The sequence below is a fragment of the Jeotgalibacillus soli genome, from assembly GCF_000829435.1.
Lineage (GTDB): Bacteria > Bacillota > Bacilli > Bacillales > Jeotgalibacillaceae > Jeotgalibacillus > Jeotgalibacillus soli.
The window spans coordinates 520,265-540,279 of the sequence record NZ_JXRP01000009.1 but is presented as its reverse complement, the minus strand read 5'-3'; the positions used below and the strand labels follow the sequence as shown (position 1 = coordinate 540,279).

Annotated in this window: 20 protein-coding genes, 1 pseudogene and 1 riboswitch; of the genes and pseudogenes, 1 reads left to right on the top strand and 20 read right to left on the bottom strand. The window is 44.5% G+C overall.

Annotated elements, in window-relative coordinates; genetic code table 11:
- Nucleotides 1-156: 156 nt before the first annotated feature.
- From KP78_RS05605 to KP78_RS05545, 13 genes are all read right to left on the bottom strand, one after another.
- A complete protein-coding gene (locus KP78_RS05605) occupies nt 157-831 on the bottom strand; it encodes a hypothetical protein (protein WP_052474631.1) in 675 nt (224 codons plus the stop codon).
- Nucleotides 828-1,421 carry a cob(I)yrinic acid a,c-diamide adenosyltransferase gene (locus tag KP78_RS05600; RefSeq protein WP_041086950.1) on the bottom strand — a complete coding sequence of 198 codons (594 nt, stop codon included), beginning with the start codon at nt 1,419-1,421 and terminating at the stop codon, nt 828-830. Before KP78_RS05600 ends, KP78_RS05605 begins: the two co-directional genes overlap by 4 nt.
- A gap of 2 nt (nt 1,422-1,423) precedes the next feature.
- Complete coding sequence (locus KP78_RS05595) at nt 1,424-1,864, bottom strand: bifunctional adenosylcobinamide kinase/adenosylcobinamide-phosphate guanylyltransferase (protein WP_041086949.1); 441 nt, start codon at nt 1,862-1,864, stop codon at nt 1,424-1,426.
- Entirely contained in the window at nt 1,816-2,451 is a 636-nt protein-coding gene (locus tag KP78_RS05590; protein WP_052474630.1) for a histidine phosphatase family protein, read from the bottom strand. Before KP78_RS05590 ends, KP78_RS05595 begins: the two co-directional genes overlap by 49 nt.
- Nucleotides 2,403-3,209: an adenosylcobinamide-GDP ribazoletransferase gene (locus tag KP78_RS05585; RefSeq protein WP_041086948.1), complete on the bottom strand. Its 807-nt coding sequence runs from the start codon at nt 3,207-3,209 to the stop codon at nt 2,403-2,405. Before KP78_RS05585 ends, KP78_RS05590 begins: the two co-directional genes overlap by 49 nt.
- Nucleotides 3,206-4,711 carry a cobyric acid synthase gene (locus tag KP78_RS05580; RefSeq protein ID WP_041086947.1) on the bottom strand — a complete coding sequence of 502 codons (1,506 nt, stop codon included), beginning with the start codon at nt 4,709-4,711 and terminating at the stop codon, nt 3,206-3,208. The genes KP78_RS05585 and KP78_RS05580 overlap by 4 nt, the downstream gene beginning before the upstream one ends.
- Nucleotides 4,708-5,289 (bottom strand): bifunctional adenosylcobinamide kinase/adenosylcobinamide-phosphate guanylyltransferase, encoded by a 582-nt coding sequence (locus tag KP78_RS05575; protein WP_041086946.1) that lies wholly within the window; start codon nt 5,287-5,289, stop codon nt 4,708-4,710. Before KP78_RS05575 ends, KP78_RS05580 begins: the two co-directional genes overlap by 4 nt.
- Nucleotides 5,265-6,347, bottom strand: a complete 1,083-nt coding sequence (gene cobD, locus KP78_RS05570) for a threonine-phosphate decarboxylase CobD (RefSeq protein WP_041086945.1) — start codon at nt 6,345-6,347, stop codon at nt 5,265-5,267. The genes KP78_RS05575 and cobD overlap by 25 nt, the downstream gene beginning before the upstream one ends.
- Nucleotides 6,322-7,290 carry an adenosylcobinamide-phosphate synthase CbiB gene (gene cbiB / locus KP78_RS05565; RefSeq protein WP_041086944.1) on the bottom strand — a complete coding sequence of 323 codons (969 nt, stop codon included), beginning with the start codon at nt 7,288-7,290 and terminating at the stop codon, nt 6,322-6,324. The genes cobD and cbiB overlap by 26 nt, the downstream gene beginning before the upstream one ends.
- Nucleotide 7,291: 1 nt before the next feature.
- On the bottom strand, nt 7,292-8,758 hold the full coding sequence (locus KP78_RS05560; protein WP_041086943.1) for an adenosylcobinamide amidohydrolase: 1,467 nt from the start codon (nt 8,756-8,758) through the stop codon (nt 7,292-7,294).
- Between the two features lie 2 nt (nt 8,759-8,760).
- On the bottom strand, nt 8,761-9,771 hold the full coding sequence (locus KP78_RS05555) for a FecCD family ABC transporter permease (protein ID WP_200889216.1): 1,011 nt from the start codon (nt 9,769-9,771) through the stop codon (nt 8,761-8,763).
- Between the two features lie 7 nt (nt 9,772-9,778).
- Nucleotides 9,779-10,756, bottom strand: a complete 978-nt coding sequence (locus tag KP78_RS05550; protein WP_041087567.1) for an ABC transporter substrate-binding protein — start codon at nt 10,754-10,756, stop codon at nt 9,779-9,781.
- A gap of 152 nt (nt 10,757-10,908) precedes the next feature.
- Nucleotides 10,909-11,096: riboswitch (cobalamin riboswitch) on the bottom strand.
- 110 nt (nt 11,097-11,206) lie between these two features.
- The gene (locus KP78_RS05545) at nt 11,207-12,178 is read right to left on the bottom strand and encodes a ring-cleaving dioxygenase (protein ID WP_041086941.1); all 972 of its coding nucleotides are present in this window, start codon (nt 12,176-12,178) and stop codon (nt 11,207-11,209) included.
- 363 nt (nt 12,179-12,541) lie between these two features.
- On the opposite strand from KP78_RS05545, the pseudogene KP78_RS18995 reads away from it, so the two are divergent.
- A pseudogene (locus tag KP78_RS18995) lies at nt 12,542-12,949 on the top strand (transposase); the annotation flags it as partial.
- A gap of 107 nt (nt 12,950-13,056) precedes the next feature.
- Here KP78_RS18995 and KP78_RS05535 read toward each other — a convergent pair.
- From KP78_RS05535 to KP78_RS05505, 7 genes are all read right to left on the bottom strand, one after another.
- The gene (locus KP78_RS05535) at nt 13,057-14,193 is read right to left on the bottom strand and encodes a bifunctional cystathionine gamma-lyase/homocysteine desulfhydrase (protein WP_041086939.1); all 1,137 of its coding nucleotides are present in this window, start codon (nt 14,191-14,193) and stop codon (nt 13,057-13,059) included.
- Nucleotides 14,190-15,119 (bottom strand): PLP-dependent cysteine synthase family protein, encoded by a 930-nt coding sequence (locus KP78_RS05530; RefSeq protein WP_041086938.1) that lies wholly within the window; start codon nt 15,117-15,119, stop codon nt 14,190-14,192. The genes KP78_RS05535 and KP78_RS05530 overlap by 4 nt, the downstream gene beginning before the upstream one ends.
- 1 nt (nt 15,120) lies before the next feature.
- Complete coding sequence (locus KP78_RS05525; RefSeq protein ID WP_041086937.1) at nt 15,121-15,597, bottom strand: S-ribosylhomocysteine lyase; 477 nt, start codon at nt 15,595-15,597, stop codon at nt 15,121-15,123.
- A 146-nt stretch (nt 15,598-15,743) separates the two neighbouring features.
- A complete protein-coding gene (locus KP78_RS05520; protein ID WP_041086936.1) occupies nt 15,744-16,379 on the bottom strand; it encodes a class I SAM-dependent methyltransferase in 636 nt (211 codons plus the stop codon).
- 255 nt (nt 16,380-16,634) lie between these two features.
- A complete protein-coding gene (locus tag KP78_RS05515; protein WP_041086935.1) occupies nt 16,635-17,537 on the bottom strand; it encodes a prenyltransferase/squalene oxidase repeat-containing protein in 903 nt (300 codons plus the stop codon).
- A 296-nt stretch (nt 17,538-17,833) separates the two neighbouring features.
- The gene (gene argS / locus KP78_RS05510; protein WP_041086934.1) at nt 17,834-19,507 is read right to left on the bottom strand and encodes an arginine--tRNA ligase; all 1,674 of its coding nucleotides are present in this window, start codon (nt 19,505-19,507) and stop codon (nt 17,834-17,836) included.
- Nucleotides 19,504-19,947 carry a YwiB family protein gene (locus tag KP78_RS05505; RefSeq protein WP_041086933.1) on the bottom strand — a complete coding sequence of 148 codons (444 nt, stop codon included), beginning with the start codon at nt 19,945-19,947 and terminating at the stop codon, nt 19,504-19,506. Before KP78_RS05505 ends, argS begins: the two co-directional genes overlap by 4 nt.
- Nucleotides 19,948-20,015 lie beyond the last annotated feature (68 nt).

Genomic DNA, 20,015 nt, shown 5'->3' with positions numbered 1-20,015 from the left:
TAGCACGCTGGAAGGACCTTAAGACAAACGAGATACTAGAAATCTATTTCAGGGTTTACTGCCATTTTCAAAAAAACAGATAAATCTTTTGTAAAAATAAAGGTGGACTCCACTACAGAAGAAGTCCACCTTACCTGCTGAAACCATTTAGGCACGTTACATTCTAAGCTGTTCCCCCACGATCCAGCAGGTAGATGGACCTGCAGAGACGGTTAGATCGGCTTCAAACGACGGCATGTCTGCAGCAGCCAATCTATACTGAGATGCAAGCTGCTCCCATTCCTTTTGAACTCCTTTTGAACCAACTGGCCACAATGCAGCTGTGTTTTTATTCTTAAAAATATCCAAGGCTTTAGAAAGCGGCGCTGCGCAATCAGCTTTAGAAATAACATCTTCTCCAACAAGCGGTTCCCCGATCAGCGTCCATTTGAGTGACGCAGGTTTTTCTATTGTAAACAATCGTGTTCGCTCTCCTAACACCGTGATGGCTACAGCAGATTGCTTTAACATCATATTAGATTCCGTACTTCCAGTGATCGTTACATTTTGCAGGCCCAGCTCACCGATCCCCTGATGTATTCCTTCAACCAGCTTGCCCCACGCCTGCTCTCCACAAAAATTATGCAAAATAACCGTTCTTGGAAGCGCGCCTGCAGAGAGGCAATCCAAAACCGCCACACGAAAAGAATAGTAGGATACGACGGAATACGGAACGATGATTTCATCCTCCTCTTTCTCGCCAATCGCTCCGCTATTATCCGTTGTCATGACCCAGGTCTCAGCCCCAACGGACCACTCCAGCGCATTTCTTCCGGTAAGTGACTTTTTCATTGCTCGTCTTGCCTTGGAGCCTGCTTGCCAGTGTGAAAAACCTTGGCACTGCGAATGTATTCAACGTCTGGAATACCTAGGCGAGCATTGACTACGCGCGCGCATGCAAAGAAATAATCCGATAAGCGGTTGAGATATTTCTGGGGAGCGGCAGGAAGGCTTTCATCCGCCTTCGCAAGAGATACAACCAGACGCTCTGCTCTTCTCGTTGTTGTACGCGCTATATGTAGAGAAGCGCCTGCTGGTGATCCGCCAGGAAGGATAAAGCGTTCCAGAGCGGGGGCCTCATCCATGATTTGATCAATTCTTTCTTCAAGGTGATCGATGGCTTTTTCATCCAGCTTCCATTCTCTTTTTGAAGAAACATTAGCTAAATCGCCCCCTACATCAAACAGCTCATGCTGGATGGCTTCAAGGTCCTGCAGAATATCAGTAAAAAGAGCTGGATCAAGCTCAGTTGCGGCTTTTCCAACAAAGCTATTCACCTCGTCGATCGTTCCATATGCTTCAACACGAATATTGTCTTTATCTACTCGTCCTCCGATTAGGCTTGTTTGGCCTTTATCACCTGTTCTCGTATAAATTCTCATCGTCATTCCTCCTTTTTTATTCTTTCAGCAATTCCATACCAGATTCTTGTCACCTGTGATGCCTGATTTGCCGTATATTGATGACACCAGCCAGCCACATCACGAGAAAGCCGCTTTGTACGATCCAGCGGGACAATTCCTTTTGATTGATCGCACCCAATGATGAACACTTGGCGCTCACTGTCATTTTGCTCCCATTGATCGAGCAACTCAACTTCTGCTTTCCATCGATCCAATACGGCTTGTTCTTTTTTTCCTGCAGCAAGCTCATGTTCGATCCAGTTCTCGATACCCAGCCATATGACAGCTTGCTTTTCGGGAGACATATTCTCTTTTGGTAACGTCCTTATTTGAATCGCATGTTCTGCTATCCCTGCTGTCTTCAGCTCCGCTTCTACCCATTTTCTTTTTCCATTATAGGCACCGCCGATAACAAAGTGCATCTTTCACCCCTCCCAAACGCTTCTCTGTCAGACCAGACAAGGGTTACGCCTTGTCCATGCAGCGGCTTCCAATCCCAAAAGGACTGTGGAGTTGGCGCAAGCTGTACAAGCAGCTGTCGAATCGGTCCTCCATGTGACACAATTGCCATGTTGGAGATATGATCGCGCAAGCATTCCTCCCTTATGGTCTGTAACCATTCATTTAATCGTTCAGTAAAAACTAAAAAGGACTCACCGTTTTCAGGCTCCATATTGGTCGGATCATTGAGCCACTTGGAAAAATCCGTTCGATTCATCAGCTCATCCGCCTTCCTCCCTTCCCATTCACCAAAATGAATCTCCCTCAGCCCTTTGTGGTAAATTTTCTTTTGGTTTGGAAAAAGGATGTCTGCCGAGGCTACGCATCGAGTCAGATCACTTACATACACTCTTTGGGCTTCCGGACGATATTTCTTTGTTTGCTGAAGCACTTTTTCTCCATCTGCAGCAAGCAGTGCATCCGTCCAGCCAATATATCGTTTTTCTTGATTCGCCTGTGTTACACCATGACGATAGAGAGATAACACCACACGACGATCCAGCTCCATAGTTCTCCTCCTTCTAGGCACGCGCCTAATAAATCACCCGTTATGCCTCCAAATTCCTTTTGTGCAAAACGGATAAAGACGATTAGAAAAATAAACCATCCACCTGCTAGCAGGACAAGAAGCATCCAATCTCCATGCATGAAAATGAACGGTAAAAAGAGCAAAAATAAAGCGGTCAGCAATGGAAGGATTACATGCTTTTGTTTAAGAGATTGCCTCAGAAAATAAGCGAGTCCATCCTTTCTTGCTAAAGGCAGTCGAACTAAAAACAGCGCCATCATCAGCCGAGAAAGAACAGGAATCCAAATAAGCCAAACGGCTTCTACGCCAAAACGATGCGTGACATCAACCAGAAAAACTGCCTTTGCTACAAGCAAAACAACAAGTGACAGCACACCAAACGCACCCACTCTTGGATCCTTTAAAATTTCATGACGTTTTTCCATGCTTTGATAGGAAAAATAAGCATCGCTGACATCTGTCCAGCCGTCCAAATGGAGCCCGCCGGTCCAGCAGATAAAGCTGATCCAAATAACAAAAGAGGTAATGAGTGCACTGGCATCGAAAACAGTAGCTGCCGCGTGAACCAGCGCAATTGTTGCCCCTCCAACAGCAGCACCAACAATCGGCATACTCCCAATCATCCAAGGAATTGTGTGTTCATTCATTGAAATTTCACGACGAATCGGCAAAGTAGTAAAAAACTGAAATGCGAGTATTAATCCTTCGAACGGAGCACGAAGCTTTGCTTTCTTCATGCTTTTAGTCCCATCATTTCACGTATTTTATTCCATTCCAGATGGGGCCTTATGCTGTTGGCAAGCTCGTCATAAACGTCTGGTCTTCTTACATTGCCTTTTACTTCCTCTAGCCCGATTGACCTTCTCATGCTGTTTAACAAATAACGCCGAGCGTTAGGGGTCCTAAACAGATCATGAAGATAAGTTCCGATGATTCGCTGATCAGGTGACCAATAGCCGCCGGTCTGACCATAATCCATTTTTATAAAAGAGCAGAATTGATCATTATTTTTCATGACGGTTTGACCTAAATGAATTTCGTATCCTTGTATGACAAAAAGCGGATCTCCCGTTTCAGATAGCAGACAGCCTCTTTTTATCATCACTTCTTTTTCTGTCTGAAATACAGTGTTCGATGGAAACAAACCAAAGCCTCTCTCTGTCTCTCCTTTTTTTCCTGTATCCGTGCCGAATGGATCCTCCAGACCTTCACCCATCATTTGAAAACCGCCGCATATACCGATGATCCAAACGCCTTCTTGCTGACATTGCTCAATCTTTTTCCCCCAACCAAGACGTTTCAGCTCACGAAGACCCTGAATCGTGCTTTTCGTTCCAGGAATGATCAGAACATCCGGCATTACCGTCATCTCCTCCGGACTTCTCACCCATGTTAAAGACACATCCGGCTCCTGCAGCAATACCTCCAAATCAGTAAAATTAGATAAATAGGGAAGCTGAATGACAGCAATTGAAAGCTGCGTGTATTCCGGCAGCCCTTTTCTTCTCGTAACAGCCGCCACTCCAAGCGAATCCTCCTGTTCAATGCCATGATCACCCAGATGAGGAAGAACGCCTAACACAGGAACACCAGTATGCTCTTCAATCCATTTGACCCCATCATCAAAAAGCGATCGATCACCCCGAAATTTATTAATAATAATTCCCTTTACCCGTTCACGGTCCTCTTTAGGTAGCAGCGACAGTGTGCCAACAATACTGGCAAACACACCGCCTCGTTCAATATCTGAAATAAGGATGACCGGAACATCAGCCATGCGAGCAACACTCATATTCACAAGCTCGCGGTCCTGTAAATTCATTTCAACCGGACTTCCTGCTCCTTCAATCACAATGGCTTCATATTCCTTTTCAAGTACAGAAAGGGATGTTGCAACGGCCGCTCTTCCCGTTTCATAAAATCCCTTTCGGTAGGCCATGCCATCGTATGTCACATGACGTTTTCCAAGCAAGACCACTTCTGATGCACGGTCGTTTTGAGGCTTCAGTAAGATCGGATTCATCAAAGCAGATGCCTTCACGCCTGCAGCTTCCGCCTGTATTCCTTGAGCGCGGCCAATTTCAAGACCATCCATTGTTACAAAGGAATTGTTGGACATATTTTGCGATTTAAAGGGAGCGGCCTTTACACCGTCTTGTAAAAGCAAACGACAAAATGCAGTGGCAACGAGACTTTTCCCCACATCTGAAGAAGTCCCTTGAAGCATGATTCCTTTCATGTTTGCCACTCTCCTTTCCTAACCAAAGCTAGCCCTGCCTCCATTTCAATGGCTGCTTGACTATTTGTGACCAGCCATTGATGCAATTCACCCGTCATTTGTTGATAGATAGCTGTAAGTCCCTCGGTAAACACATCCTCTCCAAGCACTTCATTTGAAATGATGAAGCATGTGTGAAGGTGTTTTTTTGCCCATTCAACAAAGTGGACTAACTCATTATATATTCTTGCTAATTCAGTGTGATCTGTCCACGCTTCACTGTTGCCTCTTGGCAGTATGAGTTCATTGGTCAGCCATGTAGTGACGCAGTCCCACAGGACAATATCGCCTTCATGCAGCTTTTTCGTGCACGAGAAAAGATCAACGGGCTGCTCAATGGTGATCCATTCGAAGTGAATGCGATCCTCCTTGTGTCTGCTGATTCTTTTCTTCATTTCATCGTCAAATGCGGCACCTGAAGCGATGTACACTAGTCTTCGATTGGTCTTTTGGGACAGATGGATGGCTTGATTCTCACACCAGCTTGTTTTCCCGCTTCTTACACCGCCAATTACTATAATAATTGCTCCTGATGCCATGCTGTCACCGCCTGAATTAATTGATCATTTTGCTCTTTTGTTTTTATCCCAGCTCTTAGCCACCGGCCCTCCAGCCCCTTGTAATTGTATGTGTGACGGAGAACGATCCCCCGATGCAGGAGCCACCTGAATAGATCAGCTGTTTGACTGGCATTCTGCGGCTGAAGCAAATAAAAATTTGCCTCACTTAAAGAATAGCGGAATCCAAGATCATCCAAAAAGGCGAAAAGCCGCTCCCTTTCTGTCTTCATGTATGTTCTTGTTTTTTCTTGAAAAGCTTTATCTCGCAGTGCTTCTTCACCAGCAAGAAGTGATAGAGCGTTTACATTCCAGTGAGGAAGCAAAGAACCAAATTCAGCTAATCGCCCTTTCGTACCGAGTAAATAGCCCAGCCTGAGCCCCGCTATACTATACATTTTCGTCATCGAACGAAAGATGAGCAAGCTGCTGCTGCCTATTTGATTGGCAAAGGAGTATTCCTCTCCGATCATATCAATGAACGCTTCATCTAATAAAATCGTCGCTCCGTATCGATCTGCCTGCTTTATCCATCGAGCAAGCGTGTCACGGGAATATTTAATGCCGGTCGGGTTAACCGGGTTGCATAAAAATAAAATATGCCCCTTTATTAAAAAATGCATAATTTCTTCATCAGGGCTTTGCCAGCCAGTTTCTTCTGTCGTGATAAAGGATTGAACAATCCCGCCATTCGCTTCCACTACTCTCACATACTCACTAAAAGCAGGGTGAACGATACCGACGATCTTTCCTTGAAACCATCTTGCCACCACCATCATTAGCTCAGCTGCGCCGTTACCAAGTAAAACCTGCTCAGAACCTAATCCGTGATAATCGGCAATTGCCTGACGTAAGGCTTGACCTTCAGGGTCTGGATAGGATGAAATAGCGGATTGCCAAGCCATCCATTTTTCAGAAATGGCTGAAGGCGGACCAAGAGGATTGCTATTTTCACTAAAATCGATGATTTGTTCAGGTACTGGTATCCTCATTGATTGATAAAGGCTGCGCGGATTAGCGCCATGTAAGGGCAAGGACATAAAAACTCCCTCCTGTGATCCAGCAAAGTAGTAAAAACCAGTAAACAGCGTGATCCATAATGCGAATTGAATGATGAATGTGTCGAGATGCTAATCTATGTTTCCCGCTTCCGATAATTGGGCGATTAGAAATTATACCTTGATACGTATTACGGCCGCCAAGCTTAATATCAAGCAGCAGCGCGACTGCCGCTTCTCCCCATCCGCTATTAGGACTTGGGTGTTTTTTCGCTTCTAAGGGAAGGTGCTTGAAGATGAACCTTCGCTTTACCCCATGTACAGGACGGATCGCCCAGATCATACAAAAAGCCGTCATTCTGCTCGGAATCCAGTTTGCAAAATCGTCAAACTTAGCAGATGCCCACCCATATTGTACATAGCATTCATTCCGATAGCCTACGATGGAATCTCCTGTGTTGATCGCTTTATACAACCAAATAGCAGGCGCACCGCCAATAAGCGCCCAGAAGAGAGGAGCCGTAATGCCATCGCTCGTATTTTCCGCAACTGTTTCAATTGTACCTCTTACAATTTCGGACTCATTTAATTGATCGGTATCCCGTCCAACAATCCAAGATAGCTTCGTGCGTGCTGTTTCGAGATCAGCTTCCTCGAGCGGCAATAACACATCGAGTGCGGCTACTTTTAAGCTTTTCGCAGCGAGAGCTGATGTAATCAATGCGATTTCGAATAAGAAGCCAGCGATCCAGCTGATCTTGTATGCACCCTCAACCATCCCCCATCCAATTACGCTGACAACTAGCAGCACAATGATAAGATGGATGATCCCTTTTAGCTTTCGATGGTTTCCTTTATTCAAATTCCTCTCAAGCAGCATAATCAACGAGCCAATCCACCTTACAGGATGCGGCCAGTTTGGGGGATCTCCGATAAAGCGGTCCAGTATTAACGCAATGGTCATGGCAGATAAATGAACGACCATGCTACAAACGTCCCTTTCGCTCGCTATAGGTTTGGATAGCTTCAACCGTACATTCAAATACTCCCTTACCAATCAATTTACCTAAATCAGTGATGGAGCCGGCATATTGCACTTTTTTGCCCGATTGAGTTGCAGCAACCAACAGGCTGTCTGTCGATGTACCTGTTGCAAGCGTGTTCGTCAGTGGGTCCATAATTTCCTTGTGCTGCAATGCCTTTACCTTCGCCTCCGTCGCTGTCATCATCGCTTGAATAAACGCTTCATCCGAAAGCTTCCCATTTACAAAAAGCCATGAATTGATAGTTCCGACTGTCCATTGACGATCTCTTTTATAAGCCACTGAAACATCCACTGCATTGCCGACTCCTGCTGTTACAGCGACAACAAGGGAGAGATCATTTTCTTTATATTCTTTTATAACAACGTCCTCTACCCTCACGGCTGTCATCATCCCCACGGTTTCAGAAAGATTCCAGCCGTTCTTTTCTACGTAGCTGCACATTTCCTGGTAGCTGTCATCGCATTGATAATCCATCGGGACATGGCGATTGACGAAATGGCGATACCATCCAAGACCAGCTCCGATCACCGCTGATGATAGTGTTTTTAACGGCTGAGGTGCGCAGAAAAATATTCTTTCATCCGAAATGTTGAATTGCTCTTTTGAAATGATTTGATGATCTGGCTGCCTGTGATTGGGCATTAAGGTGATTTGAGGCTTCGGCAGCTCAGGATGCACCTGTGTCTCTACTCGCGCGCGGTATACCTGTTCAACCGTTTCTTTTTTCAGTACATCTCCAGGGGATGACAGACGAACCGTTTCACCATTGTGCATTAACAGTAAACGATCGCAATATAATGACGCGATATTCAAATCATGAAAAATAGAGATAACGGTTAATTCATGGCCACTCGTCCATTCCTTTAGTAAATCCAGCAGAAGCTTTTGATAGGAGAGGTCCAGGTGATTCGTCGGTTCATCCAGCAGCAGCAGCTTTGGCTCTTGAGCCAAGGCTTGCGCAAGAAAAACACGCTGTCGTTCACCACCCGATAAATCCTGAATCGATTGCTTTTCAAATTGATAGACACCTGTTCGTTTCATGGCGTCCACAACTGCCTTTTCATCATTTACTGACCATGAGGCAAATACACCCTTTTGATGCGGATAACGCCCCATCGCCACCGTCTCGCGGACCGTGTAATCAAACGCATGACTGTGAAGCTGAGGAAGAACGGCTACCTCTTTCGCCAATTGTTTGGCAGAATAAGAATGAAGCGGCTGGCCTTTAAAAGAAATGGACCCTTCCTTATACGGCAATAGTCCACTGATCATTTTCATCAGTGTCGTCTTGCCGCTCCCATTCGGACCTAATATGCCAAGCATCTCTTGCTTTTGCAAATGGAAGGAAACGTTTTTCACAATGGTGTTATCCCCATACCCTCCACTTACATTGTTGACTTCTAGCATAGCTATCCTCTTCTTTCTCTCCGTTGTCTCATTAATATTAATCCAAACACCGGGGCACCAAGCAACGCTGTAATAACACCGATTGGAAGCTCTGTCGGAGACACAATCGTCCTCGCCACCAAATCACAAATAATTAACAGGCTCGCACCGTTGATCATGGAAAGCGGCAGCACATGATGATGATCAGATCCCCACGCCCTTCTCACCATGTGGGGGACAACTAGCCCAATAAAACCGATCGTACCTGAAACCGCAACCGCCGCACCGGTAAGCAAAGAGCCGGAGGCCAGCACCCAATACTTTCGCGCCTGAACATTTACACCGAGATGATGCGCGCGTTCTTCCCCAAATGCCATCGCATTTAATTCTCTCGCATTCCACATAAGTATAGCCGAACCAAATATAAAAAATGGCGCAATAAGGCGGATGTATTCCCAGCCGCGCATGGATACACTTCCTAAAAGCCAAGTAATAATCTGGCGCAGCTCCTCACCTGTTAATGCAATCATAAGCGAAAGAATCGAACCGAGGAATGAGCTGAAAATAATCCCGGTTAAGATAATAGTCTCCATTTTCATGGATTGCTCGACAAGCCTAGCAAAGCCAAGCACAAGAATTAATGTGACCAATGCTGCGATAATACTCACAACAGGCAATGTAAAGCCGCCCAAGCCTGGAATCGTGATCCCGAGAAAAATGGTCATCACTGCTCCGACAGCTGCACCAGATGAGACACCCAGCGTATATGGATCTGCTAAGGGGTTTTTCAGCAGCCCTTGAAAGGCGGCACCCGCAATCGCCAACGATGCACCCACTAAAGCTGCCAACACGACACGAGGAAAGCGAATGTTCAGCACAATCGTTGTAAGCATTGGCTCAATTCCCTCATGACTACCAAAAAAAGTGCCCCAGAATATCCGGAGCATCTCTTTTATTGGTACGTGCACCGTTCCAATCGTTATCGCTAAACAAAAAGCGATGACGAATAGAATCAATGACACCGTGTATCCCATTATGACTTTATTCAGCGAAAACTTCTGGATAGATTGCTTTAGCAAGCTCTAACGTACCTTCTACTAATCTTGGACCAGAGCGATTGACTGGATCTGATTGTACTTCATGTACCGCTTCATTTTGTACAGCTGTAATGCCGCTGAAGCCAGCATGCGTTAACCATTCTTCTGTTGCATTTTCTACATAGTTGTAAGTTAGTACAACTGTATCAGGGTTTCTATTCACGATTTCTTCCTCAGAAAGCATAGGGAACCCTTCTTGATCCCCCGCAACATTATTTGCTTTGATCAATTCCAGCATTTCAGCCATAAACGTATTGTTTCCAGCCGTATAAATTTCTGGCAGACCTGAAACCGCCACTAATACATCTTTGCGATCTCCTTCTTCAATAGCTGAAGCCCGCTCTTCAATTTCTGCAAAGCCTTCTTGCATTTCAGCAACAACTTCGTCGGCTTCTTCATTTTTACCTGTTACTTGACCGATCATATCAATTGTTTCATATACTTGTTCAAATGAAGTTGCATTTTCAATCACAACCACTTGGATTCCTGCATCTTCAAGCTGCTGCAGCCCCTCCTCTTGCAGGCTGTTTGAAGCATGAGCCAATACTACATCCGGCTGAAGAGAAATAATTTTTTCAACATTAAATTCCATACCGCCGATTTTTTCAATATCTGCGGTTTCAGCAGGATAGTTATCATGATCAGAAACGCCAACGATCGCATCTCCTGAGTCTAGTGCATACGCGATCTCTGTATTACTTGGAATCAATGATACAATTGCTTCCGGTTGTTCTTCAATCGTAACTTCGTTTCCTGATGCATCTGTAACCGTTACAGGAAACGCCTCTTCAGCTGCTTCTTGTGATGCTTCTTGTGTTTCGTTCTCTGTGTCCGGCTCCGCTGCCGGATCTGTGTCACTGCATGCTCCAAGCAATCCCAGCGCAAGTAATAGACCGGCAATCCATGTCCAATTCTTCTTCATTTCTGTTCCTCCCAAAAATAAAATAATAACCACAAAAAAACATCTCACGACCGTTCGGAGATGTTCGGGCTGCATTCGTTCACGATCAAGAAGCAAGCACTTACTGCTTAATGAATAGAAACCTGCAACACCGCCTTTTCCTCGCAGGCTTGTGGTGTGGCGAAATTCAGGCAGGTCTCCTGGCTTCTGGTCAACGTTCCTTGCGCCTTCCCATAGCACACGCTACAGTGGCAACTTGCAAGTCACTCCCATTTACAGTGGCGGGACCGCGCTGGATTTGCACCAGCTTCCCTTTTAACTCTTTCATCCTTGAAAGAGCACCTGAATTCATCCGTATGAAATGTTTTTCAATTTTCATTATACCGAATGGCTGTCAATCTCGCATCCTATTTACAAAAAACCTTTGTCTATTCGACAAAATACGTCTGCTAGACAAAGGTTCCTCGATTATTATTCTTTTAACGTGAGCGGACGAAGGGATGCTTCAATTTCCTTGCGTTTTGGTTCAAGGAATGGAGGCAATGCAAGTGCCTCTCCTAAATGATCTGCATCTTCATCGGTCGCAAAGCCTGGCTCATCGGTCGCAAGCTCATATAAAATGCCGTTTGGCTCACGGAAATAGATGGAACGGAAGTAGAAACGATCTACCTCGCCTGAAGTTTGAAGTCCGAAGCCTTTTAAGCGCTCATTCCATTTATCATAATCTTCAAACGTCGGTATCCGGAAGGCGACATGATGCACACTGCCGCGGCCCGGACGCTCTGGCGGAAGGTCAGGACGCTCTTCTACATGGACCTCTGCACCCGTTCCCCCTTCAGCAACCGATAAGACTTGAATATCAGGAAAATCTCCTGCATTCGATGGATAAGTTCCAATCACTTCAAAGCCCAGCACCTGCTTAAGCACTTCAATGGTCGATTCTGCTTTGCGAACAGTTAATGTTACCGGTCCAAGCCCAACAACCGCATGCTCGGCCGGTACGCCAGCTCCTGTCCAAGGCACACCTGGCGCAACTCCCTTTTCTCCGTTATCAGCTACAAGCATTAATCGAGATCCCTCAAAGTCTTCAAAATAAAGCGTATCGCGGTTTGCTCTTTTTTTGATGTCTTCTTGTATTACATTGAACGATGCAAAGCGTTCCTTCCAATAATGAAGAGATTCGGTTGTCGATACGCGGAAAGCCGTGTTCGAAATACTTGATACACCTGGGTAGGTACGTCCTGCCATCGGAATATCAAAATACGTCATATCTGTCCCCGGACTTCCTACTGCATCTGCATAAAACAAGTGATAAGATGATGTGTTATCCTGATTCACTGTCTTTTTAACAAGTCTCATTCCTAAAATTCGTGTAAAGAAATCAAAGTTATCTTCGGCTTTTGCAGTAATCGCTGAAACATGATGGATTCCTGTTACCTTCATCATTAAACACTCCCTATTGATCTTTTATCTTGAATTCGAGATATTTGATTTAATTATAAATTATAATAGATGAATATGCAAGAGAGAAATATAAAATTAAGACGCTGTTGACGTTGTGTGTTGATTTCCGCTCCAGGGACTCGCTTTCCGCGGGCGGTCCGGGAGCCTCCTCGGCGCATTCGCGCCTGCGGGGTCTCCCGTTGACTCGCTTCTCCCGCAGGAGTCTCGCCCCTTCCACTCCAATCAACAGGGTGCAAGAATCAATATCAGCATATAAACTAAGGTAAAAAAAAGAAGAAAATCATCCTTTTTGGTATAATAAAGTCACCACAACCTGCCATACGAGAAAGAAACGATTTTCTTATGTTTAGAGACTATTACACGAATCAATTAACACTTCCAATGGATATTCAGGTTCTAATTCCCCAACAGCACCTTGCCCGTTTGATCGACTTCGCAGTCGATAAGATAAATCCCACTATCTTTACATCCCTTTATCCTGGAGGTGGAAGGCCTCCCTACCATCCTAAGATGATGTTAAAAATCATTCTTTACGCTTATTCAAACCGCACTTATTCTTCTCGTCAAATTGCTAAACAGCTGACTGAGAACATTCTTTTTATGTGGCTATCCGGAGAACAGCAGCCATATTTCCGCACCATTAATCGCTTCCGATCCGAACGCATGAAAGATGTGATTTATGAGACGTTCTTTTCCATTGTTGACCTATTGAGGGAAGAAGGTTATGTGAAAGTTCGAGGGGAATATCTCCTCAAATTTTCTATAAATAACCTGAAAACAGAAAAAATGCTTACAAGATAAAAAAACTGATTCAAAAGAGTCGTCGTTTAACGATCTTTTGAGTCAGCCTCTTTTCATTATGCCAATGCTTGCGCTAAATCCTCAAGTAAGTCTTCAATATCCTCAATACCAACCGAAATACGAACAAGTCCGTCTGTAATACCAAGCTCTTGACGGCGATCAACCGGAATAGATGCATGTGTCATTTTTGCTGGGATCGAAATTAAGCTTTCAACTGCTCCAAGACTTTCTGCTAGTGTGAAATAATGAATCTTCTCTAGAACTTGAACTGCTTTTTCCGCACTTCCAACATCAAACGAAATCATGCCGCCAAATCCGCGTGACTGTTTTTTCGCAATGTCGTGTCCTGGGTGAGAAGGGATTCCCGGATAATGAATTTTCTTTACTGCTTCGTGCTTTTCAAGAAACGCAACGATTTCTTTTGCATTTTTTTCATGCTCTTCCATACGGATTCCAAGCGTTTTAATCCCACGGATCAATAACCAAGAATCCTGCGGCCCGAGAATAGCGCCCACGGAGTTTTGAACAAAGTGCATTTTTTCTGCAAGCTTCGCATTTTTCACCACCACAAGTCCGGCTACTACGTCACTATGTCCGCCAAGATATTTCGTCGCACTGTGAACAACAATATCTGCACCAAGATCAAGCGGATTCTGGAAATACGGCGTTGTAAAAGTATTATCAACGATTGTCAGCAATCCATGCTCTTTTGCCACCGCAGAAACAGCTGCAATATCCGTTACTTTCAGCAAAGGATTCGTAGGCGTCTCGATGAATACAGCCTTTGTGTTTTCTTTGACGGCAGCCGTTACGTTATCAGGGTTGCTTGTATCAACAAATGTTGCTTCAAGCCCTAGCGTGTTTAATACCTTTGTTATTACGCGATACGTACCGCCGTAAACATCGTCCGTTAAAACAATATGAGACCCTGCACCAAGCATCATCATAACCGAACTAATCGCACCCATCCCTGATCCAAATGCAAAGCCAGCATGCCCGTTTTCAATATCTTTAATTAGCTCTTCCAACGCATGGCGTGTAGGGTTTCCGGTACGTGAATACTCGTAGCCTTGACGAAGACCGCCTACTCCATCCTGTTTGTACGTGCTTACTTGATAAATTGGTGTAGATACCGCACCGGTGGCTTCGTCACCGAAAATTCCGCCGTGAATAAGTTTTGTTTTTGGTTTCATCTTTTATTTCCACCCTCGTATATATTCTGACTTAAATAACGCTCGCTGCTATCTGCAAAAATGGTTACAATATGACTTCCAGTATCGGCACTTTCAGCTTCTTTTAAAGCGGCATAAAAAGCGGCGCCTGATGAGCTTCCGACAAGTAATCCTTCTTTTGCCGCAAGCTCCTTCACCCAATAAAAGGCATCCTCGTCTGTCACTGTATGAATCCCATTAAAATAAGCACGATCCATATAATCAGGCAGGAATTCCATCCCGATCCCCTCCGTTCTGTGAGGTCCGGATGCGCCGCCATTGATGGTTGATCCCTCAGGCTCTACAATGACGGTTTTGATGTCCTGTTTCTGCTCCTTCAAGAATCTGGCTGCTCCCATAAATGTACCGCCAGTGCCTGCTCCAGCAGCAAAAACATCAATTTGACCATCCATATCCCGCCAAATTTCAGGTCCGATCGTTTTATAGTAGGTCAACGGATTTGCCGGGTTGTCAAACTGTGCTGGAGAAAAAGAGCCGTCCATTTCCTTTACTAGCGACGCTGCCTTTTCAATAGCACCTTTCATGCCACCTGCTGTCGGCGTGTTGATCACGGTTGCTCCAAGCGCACGCATCAGCGTCTGCTTTTCCACACTGAATTTCTCCGGAACAACAAAGATCACGTTAAAACCACGGCCTACAGCCGCAAGTGCCAATCCAATTCCCGTGTTGCCAGCAGTGGGTTCAATAATGGTTCCTCCTGGGGCTAGCTTTCCTGACGCGATGGCATCCTCAAGCAATTCGAGACCAAGGCGATCCTTAACACTTCCACCAGGGTTAAAGTATTCCAGTTTTGCAAAAATACGCGCTTCATTTGGAATCTTGATGTGTGTGATTTCAACAATAGGTGTATTTCCAATCAGATCTTGTACGCGTTTTGCTACGTTCATTTTATGCTTCCTCGCCAAAAACGTCTTTCCACTCATTGCGTTTAGAAAGCATTTCACGCGCAATTTCCTTCGCCCCTTCTAAGCTGTGGTTTGCCGCCCAGCCGCACTGTACTTCATTGCAAGCAGGGACCTCCGTCGCTTCTAGCACATCTGCAAGGGTTTTAGCTAAAACTTCCAGGATTTCATCGTAGTCATTATGATTGATAACAGACAGATAGAAGCCTGTTTGGCATCCCATTGGTCCGATATCAATGACATTTGCCATATGGTTGCGAATATTTTCGGCCATTAGATGCTCCAATGAATGAAGGCCATCCATTTTCATAAATTCCTTATTCGGCTGCTTAAAACGAAGATCGTATTTATGAATTTCATCTCCATTATGGCCCGTTGTTACACCAACCAAGCGTACATATGGTGCTTTTACCTTTGTATGATCTAAATTGAAGCTTTCAACATTCATTTTTTTCGTTGTCATTATATATTCTCCCCTTTACAAAAAGTTAGTCTGTCTTTACTTTCCATCTTACATGCTGAATATGTCAGCTGTACAGAGATTCGGGACCATATCTTACTTATTTAATCATAGTGCCTGTCGGACACCCTGATCAGGCACTTTATTCGTTATTTAGTCGCCCAAATAAACCATACATAGTCATTTAGCTGAGTGAAGCTTACCTTAAATCCAGCATCCTCAAATATTTTTTGCATGATGGGCTTCGTTGTATAATATTCTCGCTTTAAATCCTCAAGCAAGTTCGTATAGCCTTGCTTCTCTGCTTTTTGCCATTGCTTTTGACGAGCTTCATCGTCTTCAAACATCGTATCTGCGAATACAATTTGTCCGTTTCCCGACAGAATGGACGCATAATGCTTAATTGCTTCCGCTTTTTCACTATCGGTCAAATGATGAAAAGCATAGGTGCTGACAAGCGTATCGATCGGATCATCAGGCAATGAAAAACTCATAAAGTCGCCATCTACTACAGATATTTGCGGAAAACGAGACTGCGTACGTTCTCTCATCGCAGCATTGGGTTCAACACCAATGACTTCCAGTCCATGACGCAATAGCTTTTCTGTTAAATTACCTGTACCAACGCCAAACTCTACGGTCAGGCCTTTAGCACGATCGGCAACTTGCTGCAATATATCATCGTACCGAGCAAATACTTCTCGATATTCCTCGTCTTTTCCGTTGACAGAGTCATCATATGTCTCTACCCATTCATCAAAAATCCCTACAAACTCACGACCCATTTCGTCACGCTCCATTCAAAATAAAGTATTCTTACCAAGATACTCGGATTAATGCGGGTCGGTGACTAGCATAACAAAAAAAAGAGCGAATGTCATCCATTTCGCCCGTGAAAATAATGCCATTCGCCTTTCTGTTTATAGGGGTTAAAACAAACATGTTAAAGAGCTAAAATTAAGCAAGCATATGCGTTAACGAATGCTTCTTATAGGAATGGTATCACTTTAGGGCTAAGTTTATACAGCTTTAATTCAAAGCTAGAAGCATGCCATAACTGTGATATAGCTGCACCATTCTTTTTTAGCCTGCTCCCATTCCTTCGGATACTGCCCCCACTCCCATCCTGGCTTCCAATAACCCGCTTTTTCTAGCTGACTGGAAAACCATTGATGATTTTCTTCGACAACCCCCTCTAAAACAGAATATAAAGGTGAATTCTCTTCTTTAACGATGACCATTGGCTGCAATCCATATCCCGCCCACTGTTTTTTAGTTAGAAGGAAGATTTCATTTACGTTTTGTCTCATTTTTCTAATGATTCGCGCGCGTATTTCTTCATTATTTGTCAGCTCCGCCAAGCGGTAATAGCACTGTACCTCATGCATTTCCCATTCATCTATTTCATCCCAGCGTTTCATCACACTGGATTGGATTTGTTCGAGGATACGCAGAGGTATGTACTTTCGATAATGTTGAAAGTAACCAAGGATTTCCGCCGCAGGGTTGCCCGGCGTCTTTTCAAAGCTTGTTTCACCCGTTTCTTCATTCACATTCCACCATGGTGCACGAGGCACTTGATTGATCGCAGCTGGTACAATCGGCCAAGTTCCATGAGTGGCATTGTATTGCTGGATCAAGTAATTTAATCCTTTCTGTACCATCTGGTGGTCTCCGTTCACTGGAAGACGGGATAAAAATTGAAAGGCAATCGTTGTATTTAATACGGAAGATTCGGTTAAACGACTGTCAGGCTCTAAAGCATGACCAAACCCGCCATCTTGATTTTGATAGCTTTGCAGCGCTTGAATAACATCCTCGGCACTCCCTTTTCCTTGCCGATAAAGATAAAATGCACGGTCCACCGGCCGCGCCTCATGCATGATGTAATGATCAATTGCTTCAATTTGTTCTTTTGATAAATACTTCATCAATAGATTCATTGGAGCGCCTCCCAAATACATACATTCGAGAAGAGATAGAAAAATCCTTTTTATAAAAGACTGTGTTAAACTTGCTTGTTGATTTCCGCTTCAGGCGTTCGCTTTCCGCGGGCGGCCAGGGAGCCTCCTCGGCGCTATGCACCTGTGGGGGTCTCCCTTCTACTCGCTTTTCTAAGCAGGAGTCTCACGTATCCGCTCCAATCAACATCGCGCCAAAAATTAACAATTATCTTTAACACAGCTTTATAAATAGAGATTCATAAAAAAACTGCCCCACTTAAGCGGGACAGCCTATCTTACATTTTATCCGGTGCTTCTACGCCAATCAGGGCAAGAGCATTTTTAACGGTTATGCGAACGGCTTCAATTAGCTTTAGACGTGCTTTTGAAAGTTCCGGCTCATCCGTATCCAATACTTTATTTGAATTGTAGAAGCTGTGAAATACTGAAGCAAGCTCGTTAATGTAGGTAGCAATTCTGTGCGGTGTACGCATGACGGCTGCGTCACTAACCACCTGCGGGAAATCGCCTAGCTTTTTCAACAGGTCAACTTCTTTTTCTGTACCAATTAGAGAAAGGTCCGCTGATCCGCTGGTATCCAAAGCTTTTTCCTCGCCTTGACGCAGGATGCTGCAGATTCGCGCATGTGCGTATTGTGCATAATAAACTGGGTTTTCATTGGATTGAGATACAGCTAAATCCAAATCAAAATCCATATGAGAATCGCCGCTGCGCATCGCAAAGAAATAACGAACTGCATCAAGACCTACTTCATCTACAAGCTCGCGCATGGTTACAGCTTTACCAGTACGTTTACTCATTTTCATTTTTTCGCCGTCTTTATACAGCTGAACCATCTGGATGATGGAAACCTCCAGATCCTCGCGGTTGTATCCAAGAGCTTCAACCGCCGCTTTCATACGAGGAATATAGCCGTGATGGTCTGCTCCCCAAATGTTGATGACTTTGTTAAAGCCGCGCTCAAATTTATCGCGATGATAGGCTAAGTCAGGTGTTAAATACGTGTAAGAGCCATCGTTTTTGATTAATACGCGATCCTTGTCATCGCCGAGCTCCGTTGAACGGAACCAGGTTGCCCCATCTTGTTCATAAACGTGACCGCGCTCTTTCAGCACCTCAAGCGCTGCATCAATTTTTCCATTTTTATAAAGAGAGGTTTCTGAAAACCATACATCAAACGGGACACGGAATGCTTCAAGATCATCTTGGAGCTTTTGAAGCTCATACTTCAAGCCGTATTCACGGAAAAATTCATAGCGCTCTTCATCGGAAACTTGCGTATAGCGATCGCCAAACTCCTCAGCCAATCGTTTCGCAATGCCAATAATATCTTGTCCGTGATAGCCGTCTTCAGGCATTTCCTTGTCTTGTCCAAGCGCCTGGAAGTAACGGGCCTCCACTGATAATGCAAGATTATGAATCTGATTACCTGCATCATTTATGTAGTATTCACGTGTCACCTCAAAGCCTGATTTCGCGAGTACGTTACATAGTGAATCACCTACAGCTGCTCCTCGTGCATGACCAAGATGAAGATCGCCCGTTGGATTCGCGGATACAAACTCAATTTGAACCTTTTGTCCCTCTCCTGTGTTTGATTCTCCATAAGCATCACCTGCTGTAATAATCGCAGGAATTAAATCCGTTAAGTAGCTGTTATCCATATAAAAGTTGATAAATCCAGGGCCGGCAATATCGATTTTTTGGATGGATGCCTTAGAAGAATCAAAATGCTCGACTAGCGCTTCTGCAATCGCACGAGGGGCTTTTTTGGCAATACGCGCAAGCTGCATGGCCATGTTTGTAGAGTAATCGCCGTTTGCCTTGTCTTTAGGTGTTTCAAGAACCAACTCCGGCAGCTGCTCTTCTGCTGCTAATCCCGCTTTTAAAACGGCCTGCTTTATTTCTTCCTTTAAGTTTTCCTGCACTTGCTGGGAGATTGTTGTCATTGTTTAGGTGCCTCCTTATATTCAATCGTCATTGTGTAAGTACCAACCTTATTGCCTGTCATTTCAAGCGTGTACTTCAGATGGAATTTTCCTGGTATGTCGCTTGGTGTATTGTGCTGTATGGATTGTGTATCTGTTACGAGTGCAATCGCGCCGTGTTCCGTGTCATAGGAGCCTGCCATTTGCCCTCCTGTTTGAAACGCCAGCCTCATTTTAAGCGCACCATTTCTTAAAATCAGAGCATTTTCTTTCTCCATCTTTACAATGGTACGAACCGTTCCTGCTTCCTGCACTTCATTATATTTTAAAAAATTCACGTTGTTTTTTTGAATCCATTCCCCCGTTGAGGTGAAGCTGAATTCTTCTCGTGAACCATCCGTTTGAGAAACAACAGTTGTTAACTTTATATCCACAGGGGTTGAGACGGATGCATCAGTCACAAAACCCACTCCTTTACAACGGTCTATGTGAACAACCATCCATTCTGTCAGCTGTCTTAGACAACAGC